Source organism: Sinomonas atrocyanea, from assembly GCF_001577305.1.
GTDB classification, from domain to species: Bacteria; Actinomycetota; Actinomycetes; order Actinomycetales; family Micrococcaceae; genus Sinomonas; species Sinomonas atrocyanea.
Window position 1 is genome coordinate 3,803,170 of the sequence record NZ_CP014518.1, and the last position, 26,172, is coordinate 3,829,341.

The window sequence follows — 26,172 nt, forward strand, 5'->3', positions numbered from 1 at the left end:
GGCGCCCGACGCGCCGCGGGCGGGGGCCGGCGTCGTCCGTCCACGCGTGCCGCGTGCGGCAAGATGGGTCCATGTCTGAATCCGCCACCGGCCGCGCCCATGACGCCGTGCTGCGCCACATCGAGGACAGCCTCCGCTCCGGTGAGCTCAAGCTCGGCGACCGGCTGCCCGGCGAGCGTGCCCTCGCGGAGCAGTTCGGCATCTCGCGCGCGTCGGTCCGCGACGCGATCCGCTCCCTCGAGGTGATGGGCGTGGTCCGCTCCGCCACCGGGTCCGGGCCCAATTCCGGCACGATCGTGGTCTCGGACCCGTCCTCCGCCCTCGGGGTGGCCCTGCGCATGCATGTGGCCAGCCACCACCTGCCGGTCAAGGACGTGGTCGAGGCGCGCATCATGATGGAGACGTGGTCGCTCGAGCACGCGGCCTCCGCCGCGTGGAGCCCCGAGCAGCTCGACGACGCCCGCCGCCTGCTCGAGGCGATGGACGACGACGCGCTGCCGTCCCAGGTCTTCACCCTCCTCGACTCCCAGTTCCACGTGGCCCTCAGCACGCTGGCCGGGAACGTCGTGGTGAGCACCATGATGGAGTCGATGCGCGAGGCCATCCGCGGCTACATCGACGATGCCGTGGAGCGCCGCGGGGGCTGGGCCGAGGCCGTGGACACGCTGCGCGCACAGCACCGGGGCATCTTCGAGGCCGTCGAGGCGCGCGACGGCGAGCGCTCCGCCCGGCTCGTGCGCGAGCACATCGAGTGGTTCTACGGCCAGGCCATCTGAGCCCGTCGCCCCCCTTCCCCCCTTCCCCCCGGGAAATGTTGACGTGAGCACGGCGCGCGGCCGCCGGACCGTGCACCACTCAACATTTCGCAGGCCCTCCGGCCCTTAGCCTGTGGATAACCGACGTGAGGCGCCGGGCACCGACGACGATGGCAAGCATGAACGTCCGCCGGCCGCTCCCGCCCGAACTCTCGGCACGCTCCTTCACTGTCGCTGAGGCGGCAATGCTCGGCATCGGCCGGGGGCGGCTTCGGGCCTCGGACCTCGTGGCCCCGACCCGGGGCGTGCGGGTCCCGTGGGGTGCCGCGATGGGCGCGGCGGCCGTGGTCCGCCCGCTGCAGGCCCTCCTGCCGGATGCCGTGGCCAGCTTCATCACGGCAGCGAAGATCTGGGGATTCCCGCTCTCACTCGACGCCGAGCGGGACCAGACACTGCATGTGACCCGACCCTTAGAAACGCCCGGCAGCACCCGCCCCGGGGTCGCGTGCCACAGGATGCGCCTCGCGGCCCGGGACGTCGTGACGATCGACGGCGTACTGGTCACCTCACGCGAGCGCACCTGGTTGGACCTCGCTGGCGTGCTGCCGTTCGAGCAGGTGGTCGCGATCGGCGACTACCTCGTCTGCGCGCACCCGCCCGGTTTCCCTGCCCCGCGGGAGCCCTGGGTCCCGCTCGAGCGGCTGCGCGGGTACGTGTCCGCGCAGCGGCGCGTCCGGGGGCTGCCGGCGGCCCGCCGGGCATCAGGACTGGTGCGCGTCGGAGCGGACTCCGTCCCGGAGACGCTGCTCCGGCTCGCCCTCGTCGAGGCAGGCCTGCCGGAGCCGACCTTGAACTATGTGATCAGGGACCCGATGGGCCGGGCAGTCGCATGGCCCGATCAGGCGTTCGTGGCACTGAGGTTCGCCATCCAGTACGACGGCGAGCACCACCGGACCGCGGAACAGCAGGCCTTGGACAATTGGCGCAACCGGGTGGTCGGGGATCTGGCGTGGGACCAGCTCATCGTCTCCGGTGCCGACGTCCGCCGGCGTGGATGGGGCGGAGTCGCGGCACTCGTGGGCTCGCGCCTCCACCGCCTGGAAGCCCTCCGCGCGGGAGCCCGCTCACGCGCTCAAATGCTGGCTTGAGCACGGTGCCGCCGCGCCCAACCGTGCTCGACCCAACATTTCGCGAGCAGGGACGCCACGCGAGGTAAGGCGCTATATCCGCGTCCGGTGGAAGTTCAGGTAGCTCCGCGAGGCGGTCGGGCCGCGCTGGCCCTGGTACCGGTTGCCGTAGTCTCCGGAGCCGTAGGGGTGCTCGGCGGCCGAGGAGAGCCGGAAGAAGCACAGCTGGCCGATCTTCATCCCGGGCCAGAGCTTGATCGGCAGGGTCGCGACATTGGAGAGCTCGAGCGTCACGTGCCCGGAGAACCCGGGGTCGATGAACCCGGCGGTCGAGTGCGTCAGGAGCCCGAGCCGCCCGAGGGACGACTTCCCTTCGAGCCGCGCCGCGATGTCCTCGGGCAGCGTCACGGTCTCGTAGGTGGACCCGAGCACGAACTCGCCCGGGTGGAGGATGAACGCCTCGTCCGGGTCCACCTCGACGAGGCGGGTGAGCTCGGGCTGCTCCTGCGAGGGGTCGATGTGCGCGTACTTGTGGTTGTCGAAGAGCCGGAAGAACCGGTCGATGCGCACGTCGACGCTGGAGGGCTGCACCATCACGGGCTCGTAGGGGTCGAGCCGGATGCGCTCGGCGTCGATTTCGGCACGGATGTCGCGGTCTGAAAGCAGCACGCCTCCAAAAGTACCGCAGGCTGCCGGTCCCGCAGGCTGCGCGAGGCATTGCTGCCCTGAGACGCACGGGGCTAGGGTGACGCTCGGGGTTGGTGGGACTGGGCGCCCGCCACGGGGAGGAACAACTCATGCGACGTCTCGTCCTGACCGTCGCCGTGCTGGCCGCAGCAGTCGGTGCCGCGCTCGCCCCCGCTGCCGCCCCGCCGTCGTCCGTCACAGCGGCGCACGACGCCGGCCCCGCGCCGACCGCTTCTCCCTCGCCGGGAGCGTCCGCGCCCGACAGCCTCGACGTGCGCCTGGCCAAGGCGGCCCCGGCCCAGGCCGCCCCGCCGCCGGTCGCCTCGATCGGCCCGGCCACAGGCCCGGCCGTCCTCGACCCGTCGGTGACCGCGGTGAACCCGCTCGCTGCGCCCATGGGAGACACATCCAACCTGGTCCGCGACGACAACTCGTCCGAGGTCCTCGCCGTCTTCAACGCCGTCAACGCCTGGCGCGCGCAGAACGGCCTCAAGCCGGTCCGCTACCACCTGAGCGTGCAGGGGCTCGCGCAGGAGTGGAGCGACAGCATCGCCAGCCGCGAGGTGATCGAGCACCGGGCGAGCTTCTGGACTGACCCGCGGGCGCTGAACCCGGACAACGGCGCGGGCGAGGTCATCGCGGTGCGGTGGGACCGGGACGCCGCGCAGCTGGTCCAGTGGTGGAAGAACTCGCCGGCGCACAACGCGATCCTCCTCGACCCGCGGATGAGCGTGGTGGGCATCGGCATAACCTTCACGAACGGCACCTACCCGGCCACCCCGAACCGGTATGCGATGTGGGGGGTGGTGGACTTCTTCGGCTACACGACGCCGCCGGCCGGGACCACGGCGGCGCCGGGCGGCTCGACGGGAGGCACCCCCACCCCGACACCGACCCCGACGCCCACGCCGGGACCCACAACGCCGGCGCCCGTTCCCGTCAACCCGCCTCCCGGCGGCTCTGTGACCCCGGGGGGTGCCGAGCTGTGCGCCGCGCCCGGCCGCTTCCAGCCCACCACGCAGGACACCTCCCGCGCCTCACTCCACAGCGCGGCGGACGTCGTGGCACTGAACTCGGCGGGATCGATCGTCGCCTACCCGGCCACGGCGGGGAAGCTCGGCACCACGGCGACCACCCTCGGCACCGGGTTCGGCGGCGCCACGTCCGTCCAGAGCGTGGACTGGGACCGCGACGGCATCCTGGACCTCCTCGTGCAGTGGGGCGACGGGCGCCTGGTCCTCTACCCGGGCCTCGCGGGCGGATCGTACGGCGCCCCCACGACGCTCGGGCTGTCCGGCTGGAACACCATGACCGTCGCGACGGGCCAGTGGTGCGCCGCCAACCGGCTCCCCCAGCTGCTGGCCCTGGACCCCTCGGGCAACCTGTACCTCTACCCGAACCGCGGTGCCGGGGACATCCACGAGCGCGCCCTGATCGCCACAGGGGTCCCCGCGGGGCGCCTCGCGATCCTCGACGCGAGCGGCGACGGGCTCGAGGACCTCGTGGTGCAGCGCTCGGACGGCGCGCTGGTGCTCTACCGCTCGCTCGGGCAGGAGCAGCTCGTGAACGAGGGCCGACCCGTCGTCGCGACCGCCGCCGGCACCACCGGTCCGATCCGGGTGCTGCGCGGCCTCGACGGCGCCGGCAGCGTGGGCGTCTCGGCCCTGCGCACGGACGGCTCGCTCGCCTACTGGCCCGTGGCGAACGGCGCGTTCGGCGCCCCGCGCGTGCTCGCCACCGGCTGGTCCGGCCTGCGGCTGGGCTGACATGCGGCCGGTCCGGCCTGCGGCTGGGCTGAAACACGGCTGGACTGGCGCACGGCTGGACTGGCGCACGGCTGGACTGGCGCACGGCTGCGCGCGGGCTGCTGCCGCGCAGGGGCTACCGCTCGAGCGCAGCCTTGAGGTTTTCGAGCTGGGCGACCTCTTGGTCCATCGTCTTCTGCACCATGGCGCCCATGAGCTTGAGGAATCCGGTCGGCTCGAGGGAAAGGGCGAAGGAGACCTTGGTCCCGCCCGGCTCCGGCCTCAGGAGGAACACGCCGCGCGGCCGGGCGGGACCGGCGATGACGTGGAAGCGGAGCACTTCCCCGGGGCGGGCCTCGGTGATCTCGTAGTCGCCGTCGATCTCATGGCCGCCCGGACCGGCGATCCGCTGCGAGTACACCGCGCCCTCGCGGCCCGCGGGCCCCGAGGCGTGGGCGACGGAGCGGACGCCCGGGCGCCACACGGTGTTGTTCAGGCCGTCCGCCAGGAACGCGTAGACGTCCTCGGGGGTGCGCCGGACCAGGACGGAGTATTCGGCCGCTGCCATGGGCGAACGCTAGGCCGATCAGCTGGGATTCGGCTGGGAGCCGGCTGAGGCATCCGAGGCGCCGGGGGCCCTACGGCGGAGCTCCTCGCGCAGCTCTGCCCGCCGCTTCGGGGACATGAACGCGGCGCGCATGTGGTCGTTGGTGAGCACGTCCGCCACGCCGATCATGAGCACGGCGAAGACGATCTGCTCCACAACCATCCAGTAGGGGTAGAGGCCCGGGATCGTGGCGACGACGAGGGAGACGACGGGGAAGATCTGGCTGAACAGGCGCAGGCGCTGGTAGCCCCAGTAGTAGCCGTGGCGGGCGCGCCAGGCGAAGAAGAACAGCGTCAGGGTCATCAGGAGCACCACGACGCCGCGGAACCACGCCGCGAATCCGACGTCCGTGCCGCCGGCTTGCAGCACGACGGCGATGGCCACCGCTGCGATCCCCACGGCGACCTCGGCGAGGAGGATCCAGTAGACCCACTGGAACGCCCGCTGGGTCTTGGGGTGCTCGAGTTCGTGCCGGTCCACGATGAAGTGGCCGTGGCGGCCGCCGAAGGTCCTGTCAATGTCGACGCCGAGGATGCGCAGTTCAGGCATGGCATCAACGCTAGCGCCGTGGACTGTGGGGAGGCTGGGCCGCGCGCCGCCCTCGGCCCGATCCCTGCGACGTCACCCTGTACGCGCGGCGCCCCGACGTCCCCGCGCACTCCACAGCGCCGCGCCGGCACCGAGCGCCGCGGGCCACGCGAGGTACCACCCGCAGGTCGCGGCGATCGCCGCGACGGCGGCGAGCCCCGCGGCCGCGACGGCGCGCTGCCCGCGTCCGGGCAGGAGGCGGAGCGCCGCGGCGAGCCCGGCGACGTACACGGAGACGATCGCCGCGGTCACCAACCGGACGAGCACCTCGGTCGTGTCCGTTCCGGCCCCGAGGACCCCGAGCCCCGCCGTGCTCAGCGCCGTCACGGCCACCAGCGCGTTCCGTCCCCGCCCGAACCACCGCGGCAGCGACCCCGTCTGCCCGAGGGACCGGCCCAGCTCGGCGGCGCCGGTCGCGTAGCTCGTGAGGGTGCCGACCGTGAGCACGACGGCGAGCGCCGCCGTGAGCGCCTCGCCCACCGGGCCGAGGGCATACCCGAGCAGGGCTGCGAGCGGCGCATCGCCGCCGGCGGCGTCCCCGAGCGCGAGCACGGACACGGTGGCGAAGGCGAGGTAGAGGGTGCCGACCAGGGCCAGCGCGAGCGCCGTCACCACCCCGAGGTCACGCTCGGGGTTCCGGAACTGGCCGCCGAGGTAGCTCATCGCCTCCCAGCCGGCGAAGGCCCAGACGATCAGCGCCGCGGACGGCGCCACGGCGCTCCAGCCGTGTGCCGCGAACGGCTCGAGCCGGCTCGCGTCGGCCCGCGTCAGGCCGGCCGCGACGGCGAGGATCACCACCGCGAGGATCGTGCCAGCCAGGACCAGCTGGATCGTCGAGGACGTCCGCACTCCCGCCCAGACCGCCCCGAGCACCGCGGCAGTGATGCCGCCGGCCGCGGCCAGGGCCGCCCAGCGCGGGGCCCCCAGGGCGTGCGCCGCGTACTGTCCCGCGAACAGGGCGGACGCGGGGATCCCGAACGGGATCGTGAGATAGAACCACCAGCCCGACGCGGTGGCCCAGTAGTCGCCGAAGGCGCGCCGGACGTAGGTCGACACTCCCCCGGCATCCGGCAGCCTCCGCCCGAGGGAGGCGAAGGTCCACGCGATCGGCACCGAGGCCAGCACGAGCCCCGCCCACGCGAGCAGGCTCGCCGGCCCCGCAGCCCGGTAGGACAGCGCGGGGAGGGCGATCACCCCGGTCCCCAGGACCGCTCCGAGGTAGTACGCGAGGCTCCGGACCCGGCCGAGGGTTCCGGCTGCGGCAGTGGGGGCTGCGGTGTCGGCGCTCATGCACCCCACGTTAGGAATCCGGGCTGCGGCCGACGAGTGCGAACCGTGCCGCACAGCGCTAGATTTGTGCCATGGCACCGAGCCCAGCGTCGCCGACCGCCCACCGCGTGGGCCTCGTCCTGACGGACAACCTGCCGATCTTCGAGCTCGCGGTGCCCTGCGAGGTGTTCGGCATCGCCCGTCCGGACCTCCACGACCCGTGGTACGAGCTCACCATGGTGCGCGGCGAGCCCGGCGAGATCGCGACGGCGGCCGGCCTCGCGCCGTCGTCCGCCGCACCGCTCGCGGCGCTGCGGGAGATGGACACGATCGTGGTCCCCGCCTGCGAGCGCAGCCTCCAGGTGGGCCGCGCCGCGCAGGAGCCGCTGCTGGCCGAACTCCGTGCGGCGGCCGGGCGCGGGGCGAGGATCGCGTCGCTGTGCTCGGGGGCGTACCTGCTGGCCCAGGCCGGGCTCCTCGACGGGCGGGACGCGACGACCCACTGGATGAACTGGGAGGACTTCGAGGCGTCCTTCCCGCGGGTCAGGCTCCGACGGGACCTCCTCCTCACCTCGGACGCCGGCGTCTACACGAGCGCGGGCACGGCCGCCGGCATCGAGCTGTGCCTGCAGCTCGTGCGCGAGGACTTCGGGGACGCCGTCGCGGCGAGCGTGGCGCGGCGCATGGTGGTGGTCGAGCGGCGCGGCGCGGCGCAGTCCGAGTACCTCGAGTCGGTCGCGCGGCCGCTGGCCCCGGATCCCCTCCGCCATGCGATGGACTGGGCCGAAAAGAACCTGCACGCGCCGATCCGTCCCGATGCGATGGCCCGCCGCGCGCGGATGAGCCGCCGCACCTTCTACCGGCGGTTCGAGGCGGCCGCCGGCACGTCGCCGTCGCAGTGGCTGCTCGAGCGGCGCATCGACTCGGCGCGGCGGCTCCTGGAGGAGACCGACCTGCCCGTCGAGCGGGTCGCGGAGCGCGCCGGGGTCGGCTCCGCGGCGAACCTGCGCGCGCACTTCGCGCGGATCGTGGGGATGCCGCCCTCCGCCTACCGCGAGGCGCGGCGCCGCGGGGCCGCCTGAGGCGTCCGGCCTGCCCTCCCCGGGACCGGCCCGCGCCGCCCGCTGGGGGCGCAGCGCGTCGCCGGCAAAGGTGCGCGGAGCACCCGCGCGCGTGTTGTAAGCTGGGTGAAGCCCTTCGGGGCCACGCGGCCGTAGCTCAATGGCAGAGCGCTCGCTTCCCAAGCCAGATACGCGGGTTCGATTCCCGTCGGCCGCTCTCTTCCGCCCCTGGTCCACTGGACCGGGGGCTTTTCCGTGCCTGCCGCACGCCGCTCCCGGCGGCGGGCGGGGTGCACGCGGAAGGCGGCAGGCCGGCGTCGTCCGCGAGCGGATGCACGACGCCGGCCTGCCGCCTCGGGCGGTCCGGCTCACTCCGCCGGGCGCCTCCGGAGCCAGAGCGCGAGCCCGAACGCGGCGACGGCCGGCACCGCGCCGGAGACGAGCATGGCCAGGTGGGCGCCGAGGTGCTCGGCGAGAGCGCCGAGCAGGGGGCCGCCGAGGGCCTGTCCGCCGATGAGGACCATCGTGTACAGGCTCATGACCCGCCCGCGGATGCCCACGTTGGCGCTCGTCTGCACCATCTGGTTGGCCGAGGTCAGGAAGGTGAGCGCGCAGAACCCGGAGACCGCGACGAGCGCGCAGAACAGCGGCAGCGAGGGCGCGAACGCGGCGGCCGCGAGCATCGCGCCGTACAGCCCCGCGCCGCCCACCACGGTGCGCAGCCGCAGCTGCAGGCGGCGGGCCGAGGCGATCGCGCCAGTGAGCGCCCCGACGGCGACCATGGTGTTGAGCAGCCCGTACCCGCTCGCGCCCACGGCGAAGACGTGGTCGGCGTAGGCCGCGAGCAGCACCGGCAGGCTCATCGCGAAGAGGGAGACCACGCCGGCCATGACCCAGGGCCAGCGGATGGTGGGCTTGCGCCACGCGTAGGCCACGGCCTCGCGGAGCATACCGCGTGCGGCCGGGGTGGGCGGGGCGACCACGAGCTGGTCCTTGCGCAGGAGCGAGAGCATCACGGCGGTGCCGCAGCATGCGAACGCGTTGACCACGAACGCCCAGCCGCCGCCCACGGCCGTGAGGAGCCAGCCGGCAACGGCCGGGCCGATGAGGGCCCCGAGCTGGAAGTTGGTCGAATTGACGCTGATGGCGTTGCGGAGGTACCTGGGGCCCACGAGCTCGTTGACGAACACCTGGCGCGCGGGCTGGTCGAGCACGGTCACGAGGCCCAGCACGAGGGCGATGCCGTAGACGTGCCACACGGCGAGGGCCCCGGTGAGCGCGAGCGTGCCGAGCCCCGCCGCGCACGTGGCAGCTCCCAGGGCGCAGATCTGCAGGAGACGCCGCTTGGAGAACCGGTCGGCGACGAGGCCGCCCCAGGGCCCGAGCAGGAGCACGGGCGCGAACTGCAGCGCGACGGTGACGCCCACGGCCGTGACCGAGCCCGAGAGCTGGAGGACGAGCCAGTCCTGGGCGATGCGCTGCATCCACAGCGCGACGACGGCCACGAAGTGCGCGGCGGCGAACATCCGGAAGTTCGGGACGCTGAGGGAGATGAACGTGTGCCGCCACGGCAGGCGCTCCGCGGCCACGGCGAGGGGCCCGGTGGGCGGGAACGCAGGGCGGGAGGGCTGGGAGAAGGCGGCGAGGGAGGGCTGGGGTTCCGAGCTGGCTGAGGGCAGGGCTGGGCTGGGCGAGGTCACGGAAGAGTCCTGGTTTCGTTCGGGAGGGCCGGTGTCGATCGACTCCTTCCACCGTAGGCTCGGCGCGAGGGATTGTGGAAGGCTATTTCCTCTCTAACTGCTATTGCGTTCCGCAATGTGCGGGCGGAGGATGGCCCCATGCCCGCCCCCACCTTCGACCCCGCCCACCTGCGCAGCTTCCTCGCGGTCGCCGAGCACCTGAGCTTCACGCTCGCGGCCGAGCGGCTCGGCCTGGCCCAGCCGACCGTCAGCCAGCACGTTGCCAAGCTCGAGAAGGCCGCGGGCCGGATGCTCCTCGTGCGGGACACGCACGGCGTCCGGCTCACGGACAACGGCGACGCGATGGCCGGCTTCGCCCGCGCCATCCTCGCGGCGCACGACGACGCCGCGCGCTACTTCCGGGGCGAGGCCATGCGCGGGCGCCTGCGCTTCGGCACGGCGGACGACCTCGCCATCACGGGCCTGCCGAAGATCCTGCGGGAGTTCCGCCGCGCGTACCCCCAGCTCAACCTCGAGCTCACGGTGAGCCAGAGCGACGACCTCTACCGCCGCCTCAAGGCCGGCCAGCTGGACCTCGTGTTCATCAAGTGGGTGGCCGGGGCCCAGGACGGCACGGTGGTGCGGCACGACTCGTTCTCCTGGGTCGGCGTCGAGCAGACCGCCCTCGATCCCGCAGACCCCGTGCCCCTCGTCGTCTACCCGGCCCCGAGCCTGTCACGGAGCCTGGCGATCCAGGCGCTCGAGGCCAGCGGGCGGACCTGGAAGGTCACGTGCAGCACGAAGCAGATCGCCGGCGTGCTGGCGGCCATCCGTGCCGGCCTGGGCGTGGGCGTCATGCCCACCACCCTCGTCCCCGACGACCTCGCGGTCATCACCCACCGCTTCGACCTGCCGCCGGTCGGGGACGTCGACTTCACCCTCATCCGCAATCCGCTGGCGAACTCGGCGGCCGCCGACGCGCTCACCGATGCGATCCTCGGCCGCGTCCTGAGCCGCAGCTGAGGCGGCCCCGGGCGCCAGCGGGATGCGGTGACGCATCCCACAGTGCGCCCGGGACGCACGGAGTAGAATCGAGGGCGATGAACCGCACACTGTTCAAGTCCAAGATCCACCGCGCCACGGTCACGCACGCTGACCTCCACTATGTGGGCTCGGTGACGATCGACCTTGACCTGCTCGAGGCAGCGGACATCCTGCCCGGCGAGCTCGTGTCCATCGTCGACATCACCAACGGCGCCCGCCTCGAGACGTACACCATCGCGGGCGAGCGCGGCTCCGGCGTCATCGGGATCAACGGCGCAGCGGCGCACCTCATCCACGAGGGCGATCTGGTCATCCTCATCACGTACGCCTCGATGAGCGACGACGAGGCGCGCGAGTTCGTGCCCACCGTGGTCCACGTGGACGCGGACAACCGCATCGTCGAGCTCGGCACGGACCCCGCCGAGGGCCACGGCCCCGGCATGCTGCGCCCGCCGTTCGCGATCCAGGCGCACCTGAACTAGTTCGCAGGCGCAGCCTGGGGCGGGCGTTAGGCTGAGGCCGTGCCCCTCTGCAACCGTTTGCCGACCCGTTTGCCGACCTGCCGCCTGGGCAGCCGCCCATGCTAGGCGTGCTCGAGGGGTTCGCCGTCGTCTGGGCGATCATCGGCGTCGGATGGTTCTGTGCCCGGCGACGGATCCTCGGCGAGGGCGCACAGGCCGTCCTGAGCCGGCTGTCCTTCTTCGTCGCGAGCCCCGCGCTCCTCCTCGAGACTCTCGCGCACTCGGACCTGCGGGCCGTGTTCTCCACGCACCTGCTCGTCATCGCCGTCAGCTCGACCGCGATCGGGATCGTCTCCCTCGTCGTCTTCAGGTGGCTGAGGGGCCGCAGCACGCCCGAGGCCCTCATCGCCTCCATGAGCGCCTCCGTCGCGAACTCGGGCAACCTGGGCATCCCGATCTCGGTGTTCGTCCTCGGAGACGCGAGCTTCGTGGCGCCGCTGCTGATCTTCCAGCTGGCCCTCTTCACGCCCTCGTACCTGCTCGTCCTCGACGGGACGACGGCGACCGCGAAGCCGGGGCTGGCCCGCGCGGCCCAGTTCGTGCTCCCCATCGTGACGAACCCCAACATCATCGGATCCATGATCGGGCTCGTGCTGGCCGCGACCCACTGGACGCCGCCCGAGCTCATCATGCAGCCGATCCACCTGATCGGCGGTGCCGCGATCCCCGCCATGCTCATGGCCTTCGGCATCTCGCTGCACGGCTCCCGGCCGCTGAGGGCGGACGAGGGCCGTCGCATCGACACCGCGCTCGCCTCGGTGCTCAAGGTCGTGGTCCACCCGTTCATCGCCTTCGCGTTCGCGCGCTTCGCCCTCGGCCTGGGCGGCCACGAGCTGTTCGCCGCCGTCGTGACGGCCGCGCTGCCGACCGCGCAGAACGTCTACATCGCGGCGCAGCGGTACCGGCACGGGATCGTGGTCGCGAAGGACACGGTGCTCATCACCACCGTGGTCGCCGTCCCCGCGATGGCCGTCATGGCGGCGCTGCTCTCCTGACCGCCGGCCACTGGGGGCTGTCCGCTGGGGGCCGCCCCCGGCGTTGGTAGGGTATAGCGGTGCAGACCAGCCCCGCCCTCCTACGGACCGCTGCCGCCTGGCTGCTGGCGCTCGTGCTGGCCATCGTCGCCTCGGTGGTGGCGGTCACCGTCGTCAAGAACACCGCCGCCGGGCCCGCCGAGCCGGTGCGGGCCTACATCGATGCGCTCAGGGACGGTGACGGCGGCCTCGCCCTCGGGCTCCTGCACGCGAAGGTTCCCCCTGGGAGCGCGGCCGTGCTCAACGGCGCCCCGCTCAAGGACTCCATGAGCCGGGTGAAGGACCTCGCCTACGAGACCACGTCGTCCGACGGCGACCGCGCGGCCGTCACGGTCCGCTACAGCGTGGACGGGCAGGCCCACGAGACCAAGTTCTCGATCCAGCGCACCGGCACCGACTGGATCTTCTTCCCCCGCTGGTCCATCGCCCCGGGCACCCTGCCCACCATCGACGCGACGGTCGTGAACTCGACCCGCGCCACCCTCAATGGCGCCACGGTCAACATGCCGGGAGGCCACAACACCTTCCCCGTGTTCTTCCCGGGCTCCTATGTCGGGGCCCTCTCGGGGCAGCAGTTCGAGGCCGACCCGCGCTCCGTCGTCGTGTCCTCCCCCGGTACCGCCGTCCCCCTGAACCTTGCCACCAAGGCGACGCCGCAGCTCGTCTCGGCGATCGACACGAAGATCCATGGCTACCTGGACGACTGCGCCAAGACCGCCACCCAGCAGCAGCGGCTCCAGCCCGACTGCCCCTTCTCCCTGGCGACCAACACCCGGATCCAGGACGGCACGATCGCGTGGTCGGTGTCCTCCTACCCCAAGGTCTCGGTGGAGCCCTACCAGGGACACTGGGCCCTCGCCCCGCTCAAGGGCAGGGCGCACCTGAAGGCCACGGCGATCGACCTGTTCACCGGAGCGGCCTCGCCGCTGTCCGCAGACGTGGACTTCGATTTCGGGGCACGCCTCGACGTCTCGGACAGCGCCATCACGGTGACCCCGCAGCTCAAGTAGCGCCCCTGGCGGGGTGCGCAGCGCCTTAGCCACCGAATCCGACCGGCTTTCGCGTCCCCTGCCGGCGTGTCGGCCCCGGCGCGCCGGTGGATCGGGCGTCCAGCGGCTCAAAGCCGGTCGGTTCCGCACCGGGCATGAGCGGGCGGCCGCCGAGGATCCGGGAGACCTCCTCGACGAGCACCCAGGACCGGTGCACCACGTCGGCGTACCCGTAGCGCAGCGTCACGAGCCCCCGCAGCTGCGCCTCCCGGTCGCGCACACGGTCCTTGCCCCGCTGGACCCGCTCCTCATGGGTCTTCCCGTCGAGCTCCACGATGATCCAGCCTTCGACGAGCAGGTCGACCCAGCCGATCCCGTCAATCCAGACCTGGGCCTCGACGTGGAAGCCCGCCTTCCTCAGCAGTGTCCTGGCGACCGTCTCCAGCAGGGAGTCCGCGCCCCTGTCCACGAGCTCGAGCACGGCGCGGGCCCGCCCGTTGCGGGCGCCCGGGAGGTGACCCCGCAGGACGCTGAGCGGGAGTCCCTTCTGGGTGACCGCGCACTCGGCGATCACGAGGGCCTCGAGCTCCGGCAGGCAGCGCAGCGCGTGGAGGACCACGTCCGCAAGGCCGGCGACCGGGGCCGTCGGATGCGGAGGGACCCGGAGCTCGCGGTGGACCACGGCATCGGGGCTGTCCGCCCCGGTCGAGCGCACGAGGTGCGGCCGTGCATCCGGACCCGGCGGCACCAGGACCCACAGCCCGTAGAGCCCGGCGGCACTCACGCAGGTCAGCAGGGACCGGGGGCTGCGGGCCTGCACGAACCGCGGGTCGGCGCCGGGCAGGGCGTAGAGCCCGTGCCGGGGGCGCTCGAGCTCCCCGTCTTCCACCGCCCGGCACACGGCGGCCCGGGTGACCCGGCCCCCGCAGAGCTCCTTGAGGGCCGCCACCCCATGGAAGTGCGGAGCCGCTGGGCGAGCTGGGGATCCATGCATCCCATGCTGGGGAGGCGGCGGCCCGTGTCGCAGCCCCCTGGCCCTCCATGTGGACAACGCACTCCGTCGGCTGGCGGCCGCGCAGGCCAGGGGCCGCCTGCAGACCTGACCGGCTTTCGCGGCCCCTGTCGGCGTGTCGGCCCGGCGCGCCGGTGGATCGGGCGTCCAGCGGCCCAAAGCCGGTCGGTTTCGCAGCGCCAGGCACAGCCAGCCGCCGCCCGGACGCACGACGGCGGGCCGGTCACCCGAGGCGACCGGCCCGCCGTCGTGCGCGGGGAGACCTCAGTCGAGGCCGCGGAGGTCCAGGACCAGGTCCGAGTCGGCGCCTTCCCGCAGCACCACGGGGATCCCCCAGTCCTGCTGGTACAGGTGGCAGGCGGCGTGGTCGGGGATCTCCTCGCCGGGGGCGCCGTCGCAGGCGGCGGCGCGGGCGGTGATGTGCAGGACGCCCTCGGCCACCTCGGGGTTGAGCTCGAGCGTGCGCGCGAGCCCCTGGGCGGTGCCGCCGCCCGCGAGGAGCAGCTCGGCCGGGGTGGAGGAGACCTTCAGCTGCGTGGGGTCGCCCCAGCGGTCGTCGAGCTTCTGGCCGGTGGGGGCCTTGAACCGCACGGTGAGCCCGAGGGGCCCGGCGGCCACGGGGGTCTTGGGACGCTGCGTCTGGCGCTCGCCCTCGTCGACCTGTTGGGCGTCCTTCGGGATCGGCAGGAGGGCCAGCTCGTGCCGGTTCGTCTCGGTGACCAGGAGCAGCGGCTCCCCGTCGGCGGGCGTGACCACCACGACGTCGGCCGGCTCGGCGAGCCCGCGGGCGAGGGTCGTCACGCTCCCGGCGCCCTCGGCGGCGTCCCCGCTCCTGCCGGAGGGGTCGTAGCGGCGCACGGCGCCGTTGTAGGTGTCGGCCACGGCCACGGAGCCGTCGGGGAGGACGGCGACGCCGAGCGGGTGCTGGAGGCGTGCCGTGTCCGCGGCGCCGTCCCGGAAGCCGAAGTCGAACAGGCCGCGGCCCACGGCGGTCTCGACCGTGACCGCCGGCTGGCCGTCCGCGTCCGCATCGCCGAGGCGCACGCGCCGCAGCGCGGACGTCTCCGAGTCGGCAACCCACAGGTCCCCCGAGGGATCCACGGCGAGGCCGGAGGGCTGGGCGAACCAGGCCTGCGGGGCGGGGCCGTCGAGCAGGCCCTCGAGGCCGGAGCCGGCGAGGATCGCCACGACGCCCGTGAGCGGGTCGAAGGTGAAGATCTGGTGAGTGCCGGCCATCGCGACGACGACCTTCTGCAGCTTCTCGCTCCAGACCACGTCCCAGGGCGAGGAGAGGGACACGTTGGTGCCGTGGCCCAGGTAGCCGATGTCCTCGATGTCGCCGGCGTAGACGTCATGGGGCTCGCCGTCCGCGGCAGCCGCACCGGCGCCCGCCGCGGCCGCCGCGCCCGCGTCCGGGCCGGCCTTCGCCCAGGTGCCGGCGCCGTCGCCGTTGACCCGGGCGGGCCCGGCGTCGAGGAGTCGCTGGACCCCGTTGCCGGCGAGGGTCTGCACGTGGCCCGAGCTGAGGGTCACGCCGCGGAGGCGGTGGTTGACGGTGTCCGCGACGACCGCCTCGTAGCCGGTCTGCCAGGCGATGGAGGCCGGCAGGACGGCGACGCCCTGCGGCTCGTTGAACTGGGCGACCTCGGCCTGCCCGTCGAGGAAGCCCTTTGTGCCGGAGCCGATCACGCGCTCGACCGTCTCGAGGTCGGGGCGGAGCTCGACGAGGCGGTGGTGGCCGGTGTCGACCACGAGGTAGTTGCCGTTCTCGAGCGGCACGGTCTGGCCGGGGAACCGCAGGGTGCCGGCCGTGGGCTCGGGGGCCACGTAGGGGCCGTCGCCGCGGTGCAGCGTGCCCTTGGCCTCGTGCTCCGCGACGAGCTCCTCGATGAGCACGCCGAGGCCGCCGGCGTGCCCCTCGCCGGAGAGGTGGGCCACGATGTAGCCCTCGGGGTCGACCACCACGAGCGTGGGCCACGCGCGGGCGGTGTACGCCTGCCACGTGAGCAGGTCCGGGTCGTCCAGGACTGGGTGGTGGATGTCGTACCGCTCCACGGCGGCGGCGAGGGCCACCGGATCGGCCTCGTGCTCGAACTTGGGCGAGTGGACGCCCACCGTGACGAGGACGTCCTTGTACTTCTCCTCGAGGGGGCGGAGCTCGTCGAGGACGTGGAGGCAGTTGATGCAGCAGAACGTCCAGAAGTCGAGGAGCACGATCTTGCCGCGCAGGGCGGCCAGGTCGAGGTCCTTGCCTCCGGTGTTGAGCCAGGCGCGGCCGCCGAGCTCGCTGGCCCGGACCCGGCGGGAGGTCCGCAGGGCGTCCGCGCTGCGCTGTTCCTCGGTGGATTCTGCGGTCACTGGCACTCCTTCTTGCGGCACATCGTCTGGGGCGCGGCGGCATGATGCGCGCCCTTGGGGTTCAACCCCATTATCCCGGGCATTCTTCCGCGCATGACGCCGTGTGTCTCCGCGGCCTGGGGCTAGCGGCCCTGGGCCTCGTCGCGCTCCTGGAGGCGGGTGAACATGGCGTTGTAGGCGTCGAGGTCGGCGTCGTGGTTGCGGTCTGCGGCGCGGTCGCGGCGGCGGGTCTCACGGTCGTCGGACTTGGACCACATGACCGCCACGCCGATCGCCACGACCAGGGTCGGGATCTCACCGATCCCCCAGGCGACGCCGCCGCCGGTCTGCTGGTCGACGATCGCCGACGCGCCCCACGTCCTGCCCAGGTTGCCGAAGAAGCTCGGCTCGAGCAGGACGTTGGAGCCCATGAGAGTCACGCCGAAGAACGCGTGGAAGGCCATGGTGGCGAGCAGCAGCACGAGCCGGAGCGGGTACGGGGAGCGCCGCGGGAGCGGGTCGGAGCCGATCATGGTGAGCACGAAGATGTACCCGGTGAGGGTGAAGTGCAGGTTCATGAGCTCGTGGCCCACGTGGTCGCGCATCGCGTACCCGAACAGGTCCGAGTAGTAGAACAGGATGATCGAGCCCGCGAAGTTCGCGGCCGCGAACAGCGGGTGCGTGACGAGCTGGGACCACTTCGAGTGCACGAACACGAGCAGCCACTCGCGCAGCCCCCGGCTGCCGTCGCGCCGCGGTGTGAGGGCCTTGAGGGCCAGGGTCACGGGCGAGCCGAGCACGAGGAAGATCGGCGCGACCATGGTGAGCATCATGTGGTCCACCATGTGCGCGGAGAACAGCACCCGCCCGTACACCGCGGGCGGCCCGCTCGTGATGTACGTGAGCACGATCAGCCCCGCGAACCAGGACATTGCCCGCGCCCAGTGCCAGGAGTCCCCGCGCCGGGCCACCTTGACCATACCGAGCGCGTAGGTGACCGCGCCGAACAGGGCCACGGCGACCCAGAGCCAGTCCGCGCGCCACTCGGTCAGCCAGCGCGAGGGGGTCAGCTCGGGCGGGAGCTCGTAGCCGGTGAGGATGAACGCGGGGGAGGCATCGGGCGCGTAGGTGGTCGGCTCCGGCGGGGCGGAGCGGGAGAGCGCGACGGCGAGGCCGGAGACCACGCCCATGACCACGGCTTCGACCCCGATCAGCTGCCACAGCACGCGCCGGGCGGAGGCGCCGCGCCCCAGCTGCGGGATGACCCACTGGCGGTGCATGAATCCGATGCCGCCGAGCACCACGGCGAGGGTGGCCTTCGCGAGGATGAGCTGGCCGTAGGCGGAGGTGAACAGGGCCCCGAGGTCGGGCAGGCGGATCAGGGCGTTGATGACGCCGGAGGCCACCACGAGCAGGAAGGCGAAGAGCGCGAGCGCGGAGAACCGCCGCAGGGTCGCCTCGGTCGCGTCGGCCGCACGCACGACGCCGCGTCCCCGGCCCGCGCCGGCTGCGGCACCCGTGCGGTCCCTGCGGTCGGGCCCTCCGGCGAGGGTGCGCCCCAGCAGGGCCAGGACCGCGATGCCGCCGACCCAAAGGGCGGCGCCCACCAAGTGCAGGAAGAGCGAGTTGACGGCGCCCTCGTGGTCGCTCGAGCTTGCGGAGTGGCCGATCAGCGCCATGGGGACCAGGCCGATCACGGCGAGGATGCCGGTGAGGGCGAGCCCGGTGAGCGAGCGGACGGCGACCAGGAGCGTGGCGACCACGGCGGCGATGATCACGGTGGCCAGCCATGCCCTGCCCACGTCGAGGTTCGTCATGAAGTACACGAGCTGGTTCGTGTAGTCCGAGCCGCCGGAGAGTGGCTGCCCGACGAGGTCGGAGTGCGTGAAGACCAGCACCGCGATGGCGCTGAGGGTCCACGCCACGGCGCCGCCCGTCGCCGCGCGCAGGGCGCGGGAGAACGCGGGGTGCTCGTCGGTGGCGCCCGAAGCGTCCGGCGACGCGGCCTCGGGGCCGACAGGGCCGGCGTCGGCCGTCCCCCCATGGGAGCGCCGGGGCCGCGCGGAGTGCGGGAGGATCCCGACCGCGAACGTGATGCCGCCGATCACGAGGGCGAGCGAGAGATTGAGCACCGTCGTGGCGATGGGGAGCCCCCAGCGCACGAGCGCCCCGGGGTCGAGGACCTGGCGGGCGGCGGCCGCGCCGGAGAAGAGGAGGCCGGCCACGACCGCGGCGACGGCAACGGCGAGTGCCGCGATGGACCACCCCCGTCCGAGGCCCGCTGGACCCGTGGGTGCGGGGGTGACGGCGGGCGGACGGGCAGGGAGGGCAGAACGTGGCACCCCACTATTGTCCCCCACCGCGCTGGGCGCATGCCGGGAGGGGCAGACGCCGGGAGGGGGCAGCGGCGGGATGCCGCTGCCCCCTCCCGGGGTGGTCTTGGGGCGAAGCGCCTACTTGCCGGAGGCAGCGGCCTTCAGCTTGGAGCCGGCGGTCAGCTTGACGCTGTGGCCAGCCGGGATCTCGATCGCGGCGCCGGTCTGCGGGTTGCGGCCGGTGCGGGCGGCACGCTCGGTGCGCTCGACGGCGAGCCAGCCGGGGATGCTGACCTTCTCACCCTTGGAAACGGAGGTCTCGAAGACCTCGAACAGTGCGTCGAGCACACCGTTGACTGCAGCCTGGCTGAGGCTGGTCTTGCCGGCGACCTCTGCAACCAGCTCGCTACGGTTCTTAGCCATGTGTCCTCCTGGACGTTTGGGTTATCCACGTCAGCCCTCAGCCTGTTCGCCGGGGGCTGCTGTTACGGCAACTTACCAGCTAAGACGGGCAGGGCCAGCAGATTCCCGCGTGTTTCCGGGGATTCTGGCCCATTTTGGGCCCCGAGCGGGCCCCACCGGGCACAATGTGGGAGCGATCATCCCACTTGCTGCCCCGGCGGCCCGCCTCCCCCGGAAATGCTGGGGAGAGCACAGTGCGGAGCGCCTGCACCGTCCTGTACTCATCATTTCGCCGGCCGGTAGCGTGGAGGCGTGCCCGATGCGACGCCCCTGACTCCGCCCCAGCGGGCGGTCGTCGACGCGTGGTTCCCCGGCTGGGTCCTCGAGGAGGACCTCTCGTGGGGGCTCCAAGGCATCGCGGTGCTGCGCCTGAGGACGGCGGGCGGCCCGGTGGTCGTCAAGGCCTCCGAGACGAAGCACCACCTCATCCGGGAGGCCCGCGCGCACCGGCAGATGACCGGCCCGCTCCTGGCCCTGACGCCGCCCCGCGCCGCACGCCTGCTCCACGCGGACACGCGGGCGGGGGTCGTCGCGGCCTCGTGGCTCCCGGGGAACCTCGTCGCGGGAAGCCCGCACGAGCGCTCGCCCGAGGTGTTCCGGCAGGCCGGCGAGCTCCTGGCCCGCGTGCACGTGCCCCGGGAGCAGACCACGGGCTACGACGCCGCCGTCCTGAACAAGGTCGACGACTTCCTCGCCCGCGCGGCCGGCCTCGCGCCGCCCGGGCACCTGCGCGCCGCTGAGCGCCTCGCGGCCGCACACCGCAGCGCGCCCCGCTGGCTGTCCGCGACCCACGGGGACTACACGCCGCGGAACTGGGTCGTGGACGGCGACCCGGCCGCCGGCGGCCTCGTGCACGTGATCGACTGGGGCCGCTCGGGCTACCGGCCCTGGGTCACCGACCTCGTCCGCCTCGAGCACCAGTGGTTCCAGCCCTCCCAGGATGCAGGCTCCGGCTCGACCGGAGACGGCGGCGAGCAGGACGGTGCCGGGCACGACGGCGGCGGGCTGCGGGCGGCGTTCTACGCCGGCTACGGCCGCGAGCCGGCCGAGGAGTCGGACTCGTGGCGGCTGGACAATATCCTGCAGGCCCTTGGGACCATCGTGTGGTCCCGCGAGGTGGGTGACGCCGCGTTCGAGGAGGAGGGGCGGCGCATGCTGGCCCGCGTCGTCGACTGGTTCGCCTAGACCGCGGTGTCCCGGCGCCGGAACCCGACCACGGCGGCCGCGACGAGCACCGCCGCGGTCGCGGCCGCGATGCCCACGCTCGGCCAGTCGAGGCCGTTCACGAGCGGGTCATGTCCCGAGTACTGGTAGAACGGCGAGTACTTCTGGAGGGGCTTCAGCCAGTCGACCACCCCACCGAGGCCGCTGACCGCGTAGGCGAGGACGGCCACGGCGACGGGGAGGCCCCTGCTGAGGCCGGGCCGCCCCGTGGCGGCGGACAGCGCGAGCCCGAAGGAGCCGAACACGAGGCCGAGCAGCCCCAAGTGGGCCATCGCGGCGAAGACGCGGTCTGCGGGCAGGTCCATGCCCGTCCAGGTGCCCTCCCACAGCAGGGCGGCGCCCATCACCACCACGAGGAACGCGGTCCCGACGGCCATGGCCGCCGCCTTCTCGAGCACGATCCGCGGCCGGCCGACCGGCGCGGCGAGCAGGAACTCGAGCGTGTGGCGCTCCTCCTCCCCCGCGATCGCGCCGACTCCCGTGCCGATGGCATAGAGGAGGACGGCGATCGGCCCCATGAAGGACAGGAGCTCGATCTTGATGTAGCCGACCGGGGTGGACATGTCGGCGCCCGACATGGCGAAGAGGTTGCGGAGGGCGTCCGGCATCTGGTCCAGGAAGGCGTTCATGGACGGCTGGTCCCGGATGCTGGGCCAGATGGCCACGTACATCGCGACGATGACGATAAGGGCTGCCGCCCACCCGAGGAGGGCCCTCGACTGGTCACGCAGCGTCTTGAGCAGCACGCTGGTCAGCATGGCCGTCTCCTGAGTAGTAGGCCAGGAACATCTCGTCGAGCTCCGCCTCGGCGCATTCGAAGTCGAGCACAGCATGGCCGCTGACGCGCTTGAGCAGGACGTCGAGGGCCGACTGCGGGGCGCTGCACGTCAAAATCGAGCCCCGCAGCTCCAGGTCCCGCACGCCCGGGATGCCCCCGAAGTCCTCGGCCCGCACCCCGTCCGCGAACGAGGCCCGCACGTGGTGGAGCGACTTCCCGCTGAGGTCGGCGAGGCGCTCGACCGCGACCAGCCGGCCTTCCCGCACGACGCCGATCCGGTCGGCGACGCGCTGGACGTCGCCCAGGATGTGGGAGGAGAGGAGGACGGCGCCGCCTCCTTGGGTGTGCTCGCGCAGCAGGGCGTGGAACTCGCGCTGGACCAGCGGGTCGAGCCCGCTCGTCGGCTCGTCGAGGATGAGGAGGCGGGGAGCGGACATGAGGGCGAGCACGATGGCCAGCTTCTGGCGGTTGCCGCGCGAGAGCGTGCGGCTGCGCCGCGTCAGGTCCAGCCCGAGCCGCTCGGCGACGGCACGGGCCATGGGACGGTCGGCGCGGCCCCGGAGGTGGCTGAGGTAGTCGATGTGCTCGAGCCCCGTGAGCCGCGGATAGAGCGCCGGCTCCCCGGGCACGTATCCGACCGCGCGGTGGACGGCGACCGCCTGCCGCCAGGTGTCGAGTCCGTACACCCGCGCGGAGCCGGCGGAGGGGCGCAGCATCCCCACCAGCATCCTCATCGTGGTGGTCTTCCCGGCGCCGTTCGGCCCCAGGTACCCGAAGACCTCCCCGGGCTCGATCTCGAGGCTCACGGCATCGAGGGCCGTGGTCCGATGGAACCGCTTGGTCAGGCCGTCGAGGACGACCGGCACGTCCGTGCGCATGCCGCCAGTATCCGGCCCGCTGGAAGACGCGCGTAGGGCCGAAGGGCGCTCATGTCCGTTTGTGCGTGTTAAGTGCGGGAGCCCCCCAACCGGGTGGTTGGGGGGCTCGACCGTGTGGTGTTGTCCGGCGGTGTCCTACTCTCCCACACCCTCGCGGGTGCAGTACCATCGGCGCTGTGGGTCTTAGCTTCCGGGTTCGGGATGGGTCCGGGCGTTTCCCCCACGCTATGGCCGCCGTAACCCTTCTACCCTTCCCGGCCCCGGTGGGGGTGGGTGGGTGGTCTGTGGTCACGGGTTTCCGTGATGTGTATTCGGTTGTGGCGGGGTTCCCCGGGGTTTGTTGTCTGGGGACCGTATGGTGGACGCGGAGCATTCTGTGGTTCGCACACCCCCTTTTTTTCCTTGCGGTGGTGGGGGGTGTGGTGTGTTGAGGTTGTCGGCCTATTAGTACCGGTCGGCTTCACGAGTCTTCAGTCCTCGTTTCCACGTCCGGCCTATCAACCCAGTGGTCTGCTGGGGGCCTCTCGCCCTTGACGGGCGTGGAGATCTCATCTTGAAGCGGGCTTCCCGCTTAGATGCTTTCAGCGGTTATCCCATCCGAACGTAGCCAACCAGCCGTGCACCTGGCGGTACAACTGGCACACCAGAGGTTCGTCCGTCCCGGTCCTCTCGTACTGAGGACAGCCCTTCTCAGATCTCCTGCGCGCGCAGCGGATAGGGACCGAACTGTCTCACGACGTTCTAAACCCAGCTCGCGTACCGCTTTAATGGGCGAACAGCCCAACCCTTGGGACCTACTCCAGCCCCAGGATGCGACGAGCCGACATCGAGGTGCCAAACCATGCCGTCGATATGGACTCTTGGGCAAGATCAGCCTGTTATCCCCGAGGTACCTTTTATCCGTTGAGCGACGGCCCTTCCACGAGGTGCCGCCGGATCACTAGTCCCGACTTTCGTCCCTGCTCGAGATGTCTCTCTCACAGTCAAGCCCCCTTGTGCACTTGCACTCGCCACCTGGTTGCCGACCAGGCTGAGGGGACCTTTGGGCGCCTCCGTTACTCTTTGGGAGGCAACCGCCCCAGTTAAACTACCCGTCAGGCACTGTCCCTGACCCGGATCACGGGCCGAGGTTCAGGTGTCCAAAGCGACCAGAGTGGTATTTCAACGATGACTCCACCGGCACTGGCGTGCCCGCTTCACAGTCTCCCACCTATCCTACACAAGCCGCTCCGAACACCAATACCAAACTGTAGTGAAGGTCTCGGGGTCTTTCCGTCCTGCTGCGCGTAACGAGCATCTTTACTCGTAGTGCAATTTCGCCGAGTTCACGGTCGAGACAGCGGGGAAGTCGTTACTCCATTCGTGCAGGTCGGAACTTACCCGACAAGGAATTTCGCTACCTTAGGATGGTTATAGTTACCACCGCCGTTTACTGGGGCTTGAATTCTCCGCTTCGCCATTGCTGGCTGACGGGTCCTCTTAACCTTCCAGCACCGGGCAGGAGTCAGTCCGTATACATCGTCTTGCGACTTCGCACGGACCTGTGTTTTTAGTAAACAGTCGCTTCCCCCTGGTCTCTGCGACCCATATCCCCTCCCAGGCGCGCGGCCTGTTCAAGGTCAGGGTCCCCCTTCTCCCGAAGTTACGGGGGCATTTTGCCGAGTTCCTTGACCGTGATTCTCTCGATCGCCTTGGTATTCTCTACCTGATCACCTGTGTCGGTTTGGGGTACGGGCGGCTGGGACCTCGCGTCGATGCTTTTCTCGGCAGCATAGGATCACCCGATCCCCCCGTGAGGGGGTCCCGTCGGATCTCAGGCCCTGTGCGCGGCGGATTTGCCGACCGCGCGCCCTACATCCTTGGACCAGGTCAACCATCGCCTGGCCGGGCTGCCTTCCTGCGTCACACCTGTTAATACGCTTGCCTCGCAGCTCTGGTCCCCGCGCTCGCCCCACGGTCCATGCCCGAAGGCATGGGGTGTGGGGTCCGGGCGGTCAGCATCGGCTGTCCGGCATGGGCGGTCCTTCGCCGGTACGGGAATATCGACCCGTTGTCCATCGACTACGCCTGTCGGCCTCGCCTTAGGTCCCGACTTACCCAGGGCAGATGAGCTTGACCCTGGAACCCTTGATCATCCGGCGGACGGGTTTCCCACCCGTCTTTCGCTACTCATGCCTGCATTCTCACTCGTGCGGCCTCCACCCCTCGGTCACCCGGGGGCTTCACTGCCCGCACGACGCTCCCCTACCCAGCCCCACCCCTGAACCACGAAGGCTAGGGTGCACGTGGGACTGCCACGGCTTCGGCGGTGTGCTTGAGCCCCGCTACATTGTCGGCGCGGAATCACTTGACCAGTGAGCTATTACGCACTCTTTCAAGGGTGGCTGCTTCTAAGCCAACCTCCTGGTTGTCTGGGCAACTCCACATCCTTTCCCACTTAGCACACGCTTGGGGGCCTTAGCCGGTGGTCCGGGCTGTTTCCCTCTCGACTACGAAGCTTATCCCCCGCAGTCTCACTGCTGCGCTCTCACTTGCCGGCATTCGGAGTTTGGCTGACGTCAGTAACCTTGTGGGGCCCATCGGCCATCCAGTAGCTCTACCTCCGGCAAGAAACACGCAACGCTGCACCTAAATGCATTTCGGGGAGAACCAGCTATCACGGAGTTTGATTGGCCTTTCACCCCTACCCACAGCTCATCCCCTCCATTTTCAACTGAAGTGGGTTCGGTCCTCCACGACGTCTTACCGTCGCTTCAACCTGGCCATGGGTAGATCACTCCGCTTCGGGTCCAGACCACGCCACTGAACGCCCTGTTCAGACTCGCTTTCGCTACGGCTCCCCCACACGGGTTAACCTCGCGACGTGGCACTGACTCGCAGGCTCATTCTTCAAAAGGCACGCCATCACCGCACCCCCAACGGGGCCGGCTCTGACGGTTTGTAGGCGCACGGTTTCAGGTACTGTTTCACTCCCCTCCCGGGGTACTTTTCACCTTTCCCTCACGGTACTTGTCCGCTATCGGTCATCGGGTAGTATTCAGGCTTATCAGGTGGTCCTGACAGATTCGCACGGGATTTCTCGGGCCCCGTGCTACTTGGGGACACCGGCAAGGACGGCAGACCAGCGTTACGGCTACGGGACTCACACCCTCTACGGCCGGCCCTTCAAGACCGTTCGCCTACACTGCTGCACTCGCCCCCGACCACCGGCAGATGATCGAAGCCAGGCCCCACAACCCCCTGCGCGCAACCCCTGCCGGGTATCACACGCGCACGGTTTGGCCACATCCGCGTTCGCTCGCCACTACTGACGGAATCACTGTTGTTTTCTCTTCCTGCGGGTACTGAGATGTTTCACTTCCCCGCGTTCCCTCCACACCGTCTATGCGTTCAACGGCGGGTCACCGCATCAAGTGCGGCGGGGTTCCCCCATTCGGAGACCCTGGGCTCACAGTCCGGTTATCGACTCCCCCAGGCTTATCGCAGATTCCCACGTCCTTCATCGGCTCCCGATGCCAAGGCATCCACCGTGCGCCCTTGGAAACTTCAACACAGAAGAAACCACAAAGGGCGCACACACACGCAAAACATGCATGCACACACCTACAAGAAAACTCGACCCGCCACGACCACACCACCACCCCACAGGGCAGGGCACAGCGCGGCAGGAAGAAATTGCTAGATGCTCGCGTCCACTATACAGTTCTCAAACAACAACCCCCACAACCTGCACCCATGCGGCAGGGCCGCACGGCACGGGAAGGCGGGAACCAGCACCCCCACACACCCCGCACCCCCACACAGGGGGCACAGGAGCAAAACGGGGGCGCAGGGCGTGTTGCCCCAGGACCCAACAGTGTGCCAAGGACCCCACCCCCCGGACGAACCGGCCCGGAACCTCTTCCAACCGCCCACACCGGAGTGCGGGGGCGTACTGGGGCCACAGGCCGTACCAGGGGCACGGGCCACGAATCCGTCGATGTTCCACCCATGAGCACCCGCCGGGAGACGAACGCTCCCGCAGCGGGCCGCTGCTCCCCCCGCACCGGCACGGCCCATG

At 71.2% G+C, this 26,172-nt stretch carries 20 protein-coding genes, 1 tRNA gene and 2 rRNA genes; 10 read left to right on the forward strand and 13 right to left on the reverse strand.

Annotated elements, in window-relative coordinates:
* The first annotated feature begins 71 nt into the window (after nt 1–71).
* Together SA2016_RS17465 and SA2016_RS17470 are read left to right on the forward strand one after the other, a co-directional pair.
* Nucleotides 72–776, forward strand: a complete 705-nt coding sequence (locus tag SA2016_RS17465; RefSeq protein ID WP_066500578.1) for a FadR/GntR family transcriptional regulator — start codon at nt 72–74, stop codon at nt 774–776.
* Between the two features lie 158 nt (nt 777–934).
* A complete protein-coding gene (locus SA2016_RS17470) occupies nt 935–1,903 on the forward strand; it encodes a hypothetical protein (protein WP_141305573.1) in 969 nt (322 codons plus the stop codon).
* Nucleotides 1,904–1,975: 72 nt separating this feature from the next.
* Here SA2016_RS17470 and dcd read toward each other — a convergent pair whose 3' ends face one another.
* Entirely contained in the window at nt 1,976–2,551 is a 576-nt protein-coding gene (dcd, locus tag SA2016_RS17475) for a dCTP deaminase (protein ID WP_066500585.1), read from the reverse strand.
* Nucleotides 2,552–2,679: 128 nt separating this feature from the next.
* On the opposite strand from dcd, the gene SA2016_RS17480 reads away from it, so the two are divergent.
* Nucleotides 2,680–4,335 (forward strand): CAP domain-containing protein, encoded by a 1,656-nt coding sequence (locus tag SA2016_RS17480; protein WP_066500587.1) that lies wholly within the window; start codon nt 2,680–2,682, stop codon nt 4,333–4,335.
* Nucleotides 4,336–4,450: 115 nt separating this feature from the next.
* Here SA2016_RS17480 and SA2016_RS17485 read toward each other — a convergent pair whose 3' ends face one another.
* From SA2016_RS17485 to SA2016_RS17495, 3 genes are all read right to left on the reverse strand, one after another.
* Nucleotides 4,451–4,882 carry an SRPBCC family protein gene (locus tag SA2016_RS17485; protein WP_066500591.1) on the reverse strand — a complete coding sequence of 144 codons (432 nt, stop codon included), beginning with the start codon at nt 4,880–4,882 and terminating at the stop codon, nt 4,451–4,453.
* 18 nt (nt 4,883–4,900) lie between these two features.
* Nucleotides 4,901–5,470, reverse strand: a complete 570-nt coding sequence (locus SA2016_RS17490) for a hypothetical protein (protein WP_174835391.1) — start codon at nt 5,468–5,470, stop codon at nt 4,901–4,903.
* Nucleotides 5,471–5,542: 72 nt separating this feature from the next.
* Complete coding sequence (locus tag SA2016_RS17495) at nt 5,543–6,799, reverse strand: APC family permease (protein WP_066500592.1); 1,257 nt, start codon at nt 6,797–6,799, stop codon at nt 5,543–5,545.
* A 71-nt stretch (nt 6,800–6,870) separates the two neighbouring features.
* Between SA2016_RS17495 and SA2016_RS17500 the strand changes: the two genes are divergently transcribed.
* Both SA2016_RS17500 and SA2016_RS17505 read left to right on the forward strand, forming a co-directional pair.
* Nucleotides 6,871–7,860, forward strand: a complete 990-nt coding sequence (locus SA2016_RS17500; protein WP_066500593.1) for a GlxA family transcriptional regulator — start codon at nt 6,871–6,873, stop codon at nt 7,858–7,860.
* Nucleotides 7,861–7,985: 125 nt separating this feature from the next.
* A tRNA-Gly gene (locus SA2016_RS17505) sits at nt 7,986–8,056 on the forward strand.
* A gap of 151 nt (nt 8,057–8,207) precedes the next feature.
* Here SA2016_RS17505 and SA2016_RS17510 read toward each other — a convergent pair.
* Nucleotides 8,208–9,539, reverse strand: a complete 1,332-nt coding sequence (locus SA2016_RS17510; RefSeq protein ID WP_084249615.1) for an MFS transporter — start codon at nt 9,537–9,539, stop codon at nt 8,208–8,210.
* A 138-nt stretch (nt 9,540–9,677) separates the two neighbouring features.
* Here SA2016_RS17510 and SA2016_RS17515 point away from each other — a divergent pair, with 138 nt between their 5' ends.
* The 4 genes from SA2016_RS17515 (at nt 9,678) to SA2016_RS17530 (ending at nt 13,127) form a co-directional block, all read left to right on the forward strand.
* Nucleotides 9,678–10,541: a LysR family transcriptional regulator gene (locus SA2016_RS17515; RefSeq protein ID WP_066500594.1), complete on the forward strand. Its 864-nt coding sequence runs from the start codon at nt 9,678–9,680 to the stop codon at nt 10,539–10,541.
* A 77-nt stretch (nt 10,542–10,618) separates the two neighbouring features.
* Nucleotides 10,619–11,044, forward strand: coding sequence for an aspartate 1-decarboxylase (panD, locus tag SA2016_RS17520; RefSeq protein WP_066500596.1), 426 nt, complete (start codon nt 10,619–10,621; stop codon nt 11,042–11,044).
* A 98-nt stretch (nt 11,045–11,142) separates the two neighbouring features.
* Nucleotides 11,143–12,078, forward strand: a complete 936-nt coding sequence (locus tag SA2016_RS17525; RefSeq protein ID WP_066500602.1) for an AEC family transporter — start codon at nt 11,143–11,145, stop codon at nt 12,076–12,078.
* Nucleotides 12,079–12,137: 59 nt separating this feature from the next.
* Nucleotides 12,138–13,127 carry a hypothetical protein gene (locus SA2016_RS17530; protein WP_066500603.1) on the forward strand — a complete coding sequence of 330 codons (990 nt, stop codon included), beginning with the start codon at nt 12,138–12,140 and terminating at the stop codon, nt 13,125–13,127.
* A 25-nt stretch (nt 13,128–13,152) separates the two neighbouring features.
* Here the strand turns inward: SA2016_RS17530 and SA2016_RS17535 are convergent, their stop codons facing one another.
* The 4 genes from SA2016_RS17535 to SA2016_RS17550 form a co-directional block, all read right to left on the reverse strand.
* Nucleotides 13,153–14,055, reverse strand: a complete 903-nt coding sequence (locus SA2016_RS17535) for a PDDEXK family nuclease (RefSeq protein ID WP_141305572.1) — start codon at nt 14,053–14,055, stop codon at nt 13,153–13,155.
* 327 nt (nt 14,056–14,382) lie between these two features.
* Nucleotides 14,383–16,476 (reverse strand): NHL domain-containing thioredoxin family protein, encoded by a 2,094-nt coding sequence (locus tag SA2016_RS17540; RefSeq protein ID WP_066500605.1) that lies wholly within the window; start codon nt 16,474–16,476, stop codon nt 14,383–14,385.
* 122 nt (nt 16,477–16,598) lie between these two features.
* The gene (locus tag SA2016_RS17545; RefSeq protein ID WP_066500612.1) at nt 16,599–18,797 is read right to left on the reverse strand and encodes a bifunctional copper resistance protein CopD/cytochrome c oxidase assembly protein; all 2,199 of its coding nucleotides are present in this window, start codon (nt 18,795–18,797) and stop codon (nt 16,599–16,601) included.
* 111 nt (nt 18,798–18,908) lie between these two features.
* Nucleotides 18,909–19,193 (reverse strand): HU family DNA-binding protein, encoded by a 285-nt coding sequence (locus SA2016_RS17550; protein WP_066500613.1) that lies wholly within the window; start codon nt 19,191–19,193, stop codon nt 18,909–18,911.
* Nucleotides 19,194–19,484: 291 nt separating this feature from the next.
* On the opposite strand from SA2016_RS17550, the gene SA2016_RS17555 reads away from it, so the two are divergent.
* Nucleotides 19,485–20,417, forward strand: coding sequence for an aminoglycoside phosphotransferase family protein (locus tag SA2016_RS17555; RefSeq protein WP_066500617.1), 933 nt, complete (start codon nt 19,485–19,487; stop codon nt 20,415–20,417).
* Here the strand turns inward: SA2016_RS17555 and SA2016_RS17560 are convergent.
* From SA2016_RS17560 to SA2016_RS17575, 4 genes are all read right to left on the reverse strand, one after another.
* Entirely contained in the window at nt 20,414–21,214 is an 801-nt protein-coding gene (locus SA2016_RS17560) for an ABC transporter permease subunit (protein ID WP_066500621.1), read from the reverse strand. The genes SA2016_RS17555 and SA2016_RS17560 overlap by 4 nt on opposite strands.
* The gene (locus SA2016_RS17565; RefSeq protein WP_066500623.1) at nt 21,180–22,112 is read right to left on the reverse strand and encodes an ABC transporter ATP-binding protein; all 933 of its coding nucleotides are present in this window, start codon (nt 22,110–22,112) and stop codon (nt 21,180–21,182) included. The genes SA2016_RS17560 and SA2016_RS17565 overlap by 35 nt, the downstream gene beginning before the upstream one ends.
* 122 nt (nt 22,113–22,234) lie before the next feature.
* A 5S ribosomal RNA gene (gene rrf, locus SA2016_RS17570) occupies nt 22,235–22,351 on the reverse strand.
* A gap of 185 nt (nt 22,352–22,536) precedes the next feature.
* Nucleotides 22,537–25,663 (reverse strand): 23S ribosomal RNA (locus SA2016_RS17575).
* Nucleotides 25,664–26,172 lie beyond the last annotated feature (509 nt).

Coding starts and splice junctions, on each gene's coding strand:
- SA2016_RS17465 (WP_066500578.1), top strand. CDS start 72: ATGTCTGAATCCGCCACCGGCCGCGCCCATGACGCCGTGCTGCGCCAC.
- SA2016_RS17470 (WP_141305573.1), top strand. CDS start 935: ATGAACGTCCGCCGGCCGCTCCCGCCCGAACTCTCGGCACGCTCCTTC.
- SA2016_RS17480 (WP_066500587.1), top strand. CDS start 2,680: ATGCGACGTCTCGTCCTGACCGTCGCCGTGCTGGCCGCAGCAGTCGGT.
- SA2016_RS17485 (WP_066500591.1), bottom strand. CDS start 4,882: ATGGCAGCGGCCGAATACTCCGTCCTGGTCCGGCGCACCCCCGAGGAC.
- SA2016_RS17490 (WP_174835391.1), bottom strand. CDS start 5,470: ATGCCTGAACTGCGCATCCTCGGCGTCGACATTGACAGGACCTTCGGC.
- SA2016_RS17495 (WP_066500592.1), bottom strand. CDS start 6,799: ATGAGCGCCGACACCGCAGCCCCCACTGCCGCAGCCGGAACCCTCGGC.
- SA2016_RS17500 (WP_066500593.1), top strand. CDS start 6,871: ATGGCACCGAGCCCAGCGTCGCCGACCGCCCACCGCGTGGGCCTCGTC.
- SA2016_RS17515 (WP_066500594.1), top strand. CDS start 9,678: ATGCCCGCCCCCACCTTCGACCCCGCCCACCTGCGCAGCTTCCTCGCG.
- panD (WP_066500596.1), top strand. CDS start 10,619: ATGAACCGCACACTGTTCAAGTCCAAGATCCACCGCGCCACGGTCACG.
- SA2016_RS17525 (WP_066500602.1), top strand. CDS start 11,143: ATGCTAGGCGTGCTCGAGGGGTTCGCCGTCGTCTGGGCGATCATCGGC.
- SA2016_RS17550 (WP_066500613.1), bottom strand. CDS start 19,193: ATGGCTAAGAACCGTAGCGAGCTGGTTGCAGAGGTCGCCGGCAAGACC.
- SA2016_RS17560 (WP_066500621.1), bottom strand. CDS start 21,214: ATGCTGACCAGCGTGCTGCTCAAGACGCTGCGTGACCAGTCGAGGGCC.
- SA2016_RS17565 (WP_066500623.1), bottom strand. CDS start 22,112: ATGCGCACGGACGTGCCGGTCGTCCTCGACGGCCTGACCAAGCGGTTC.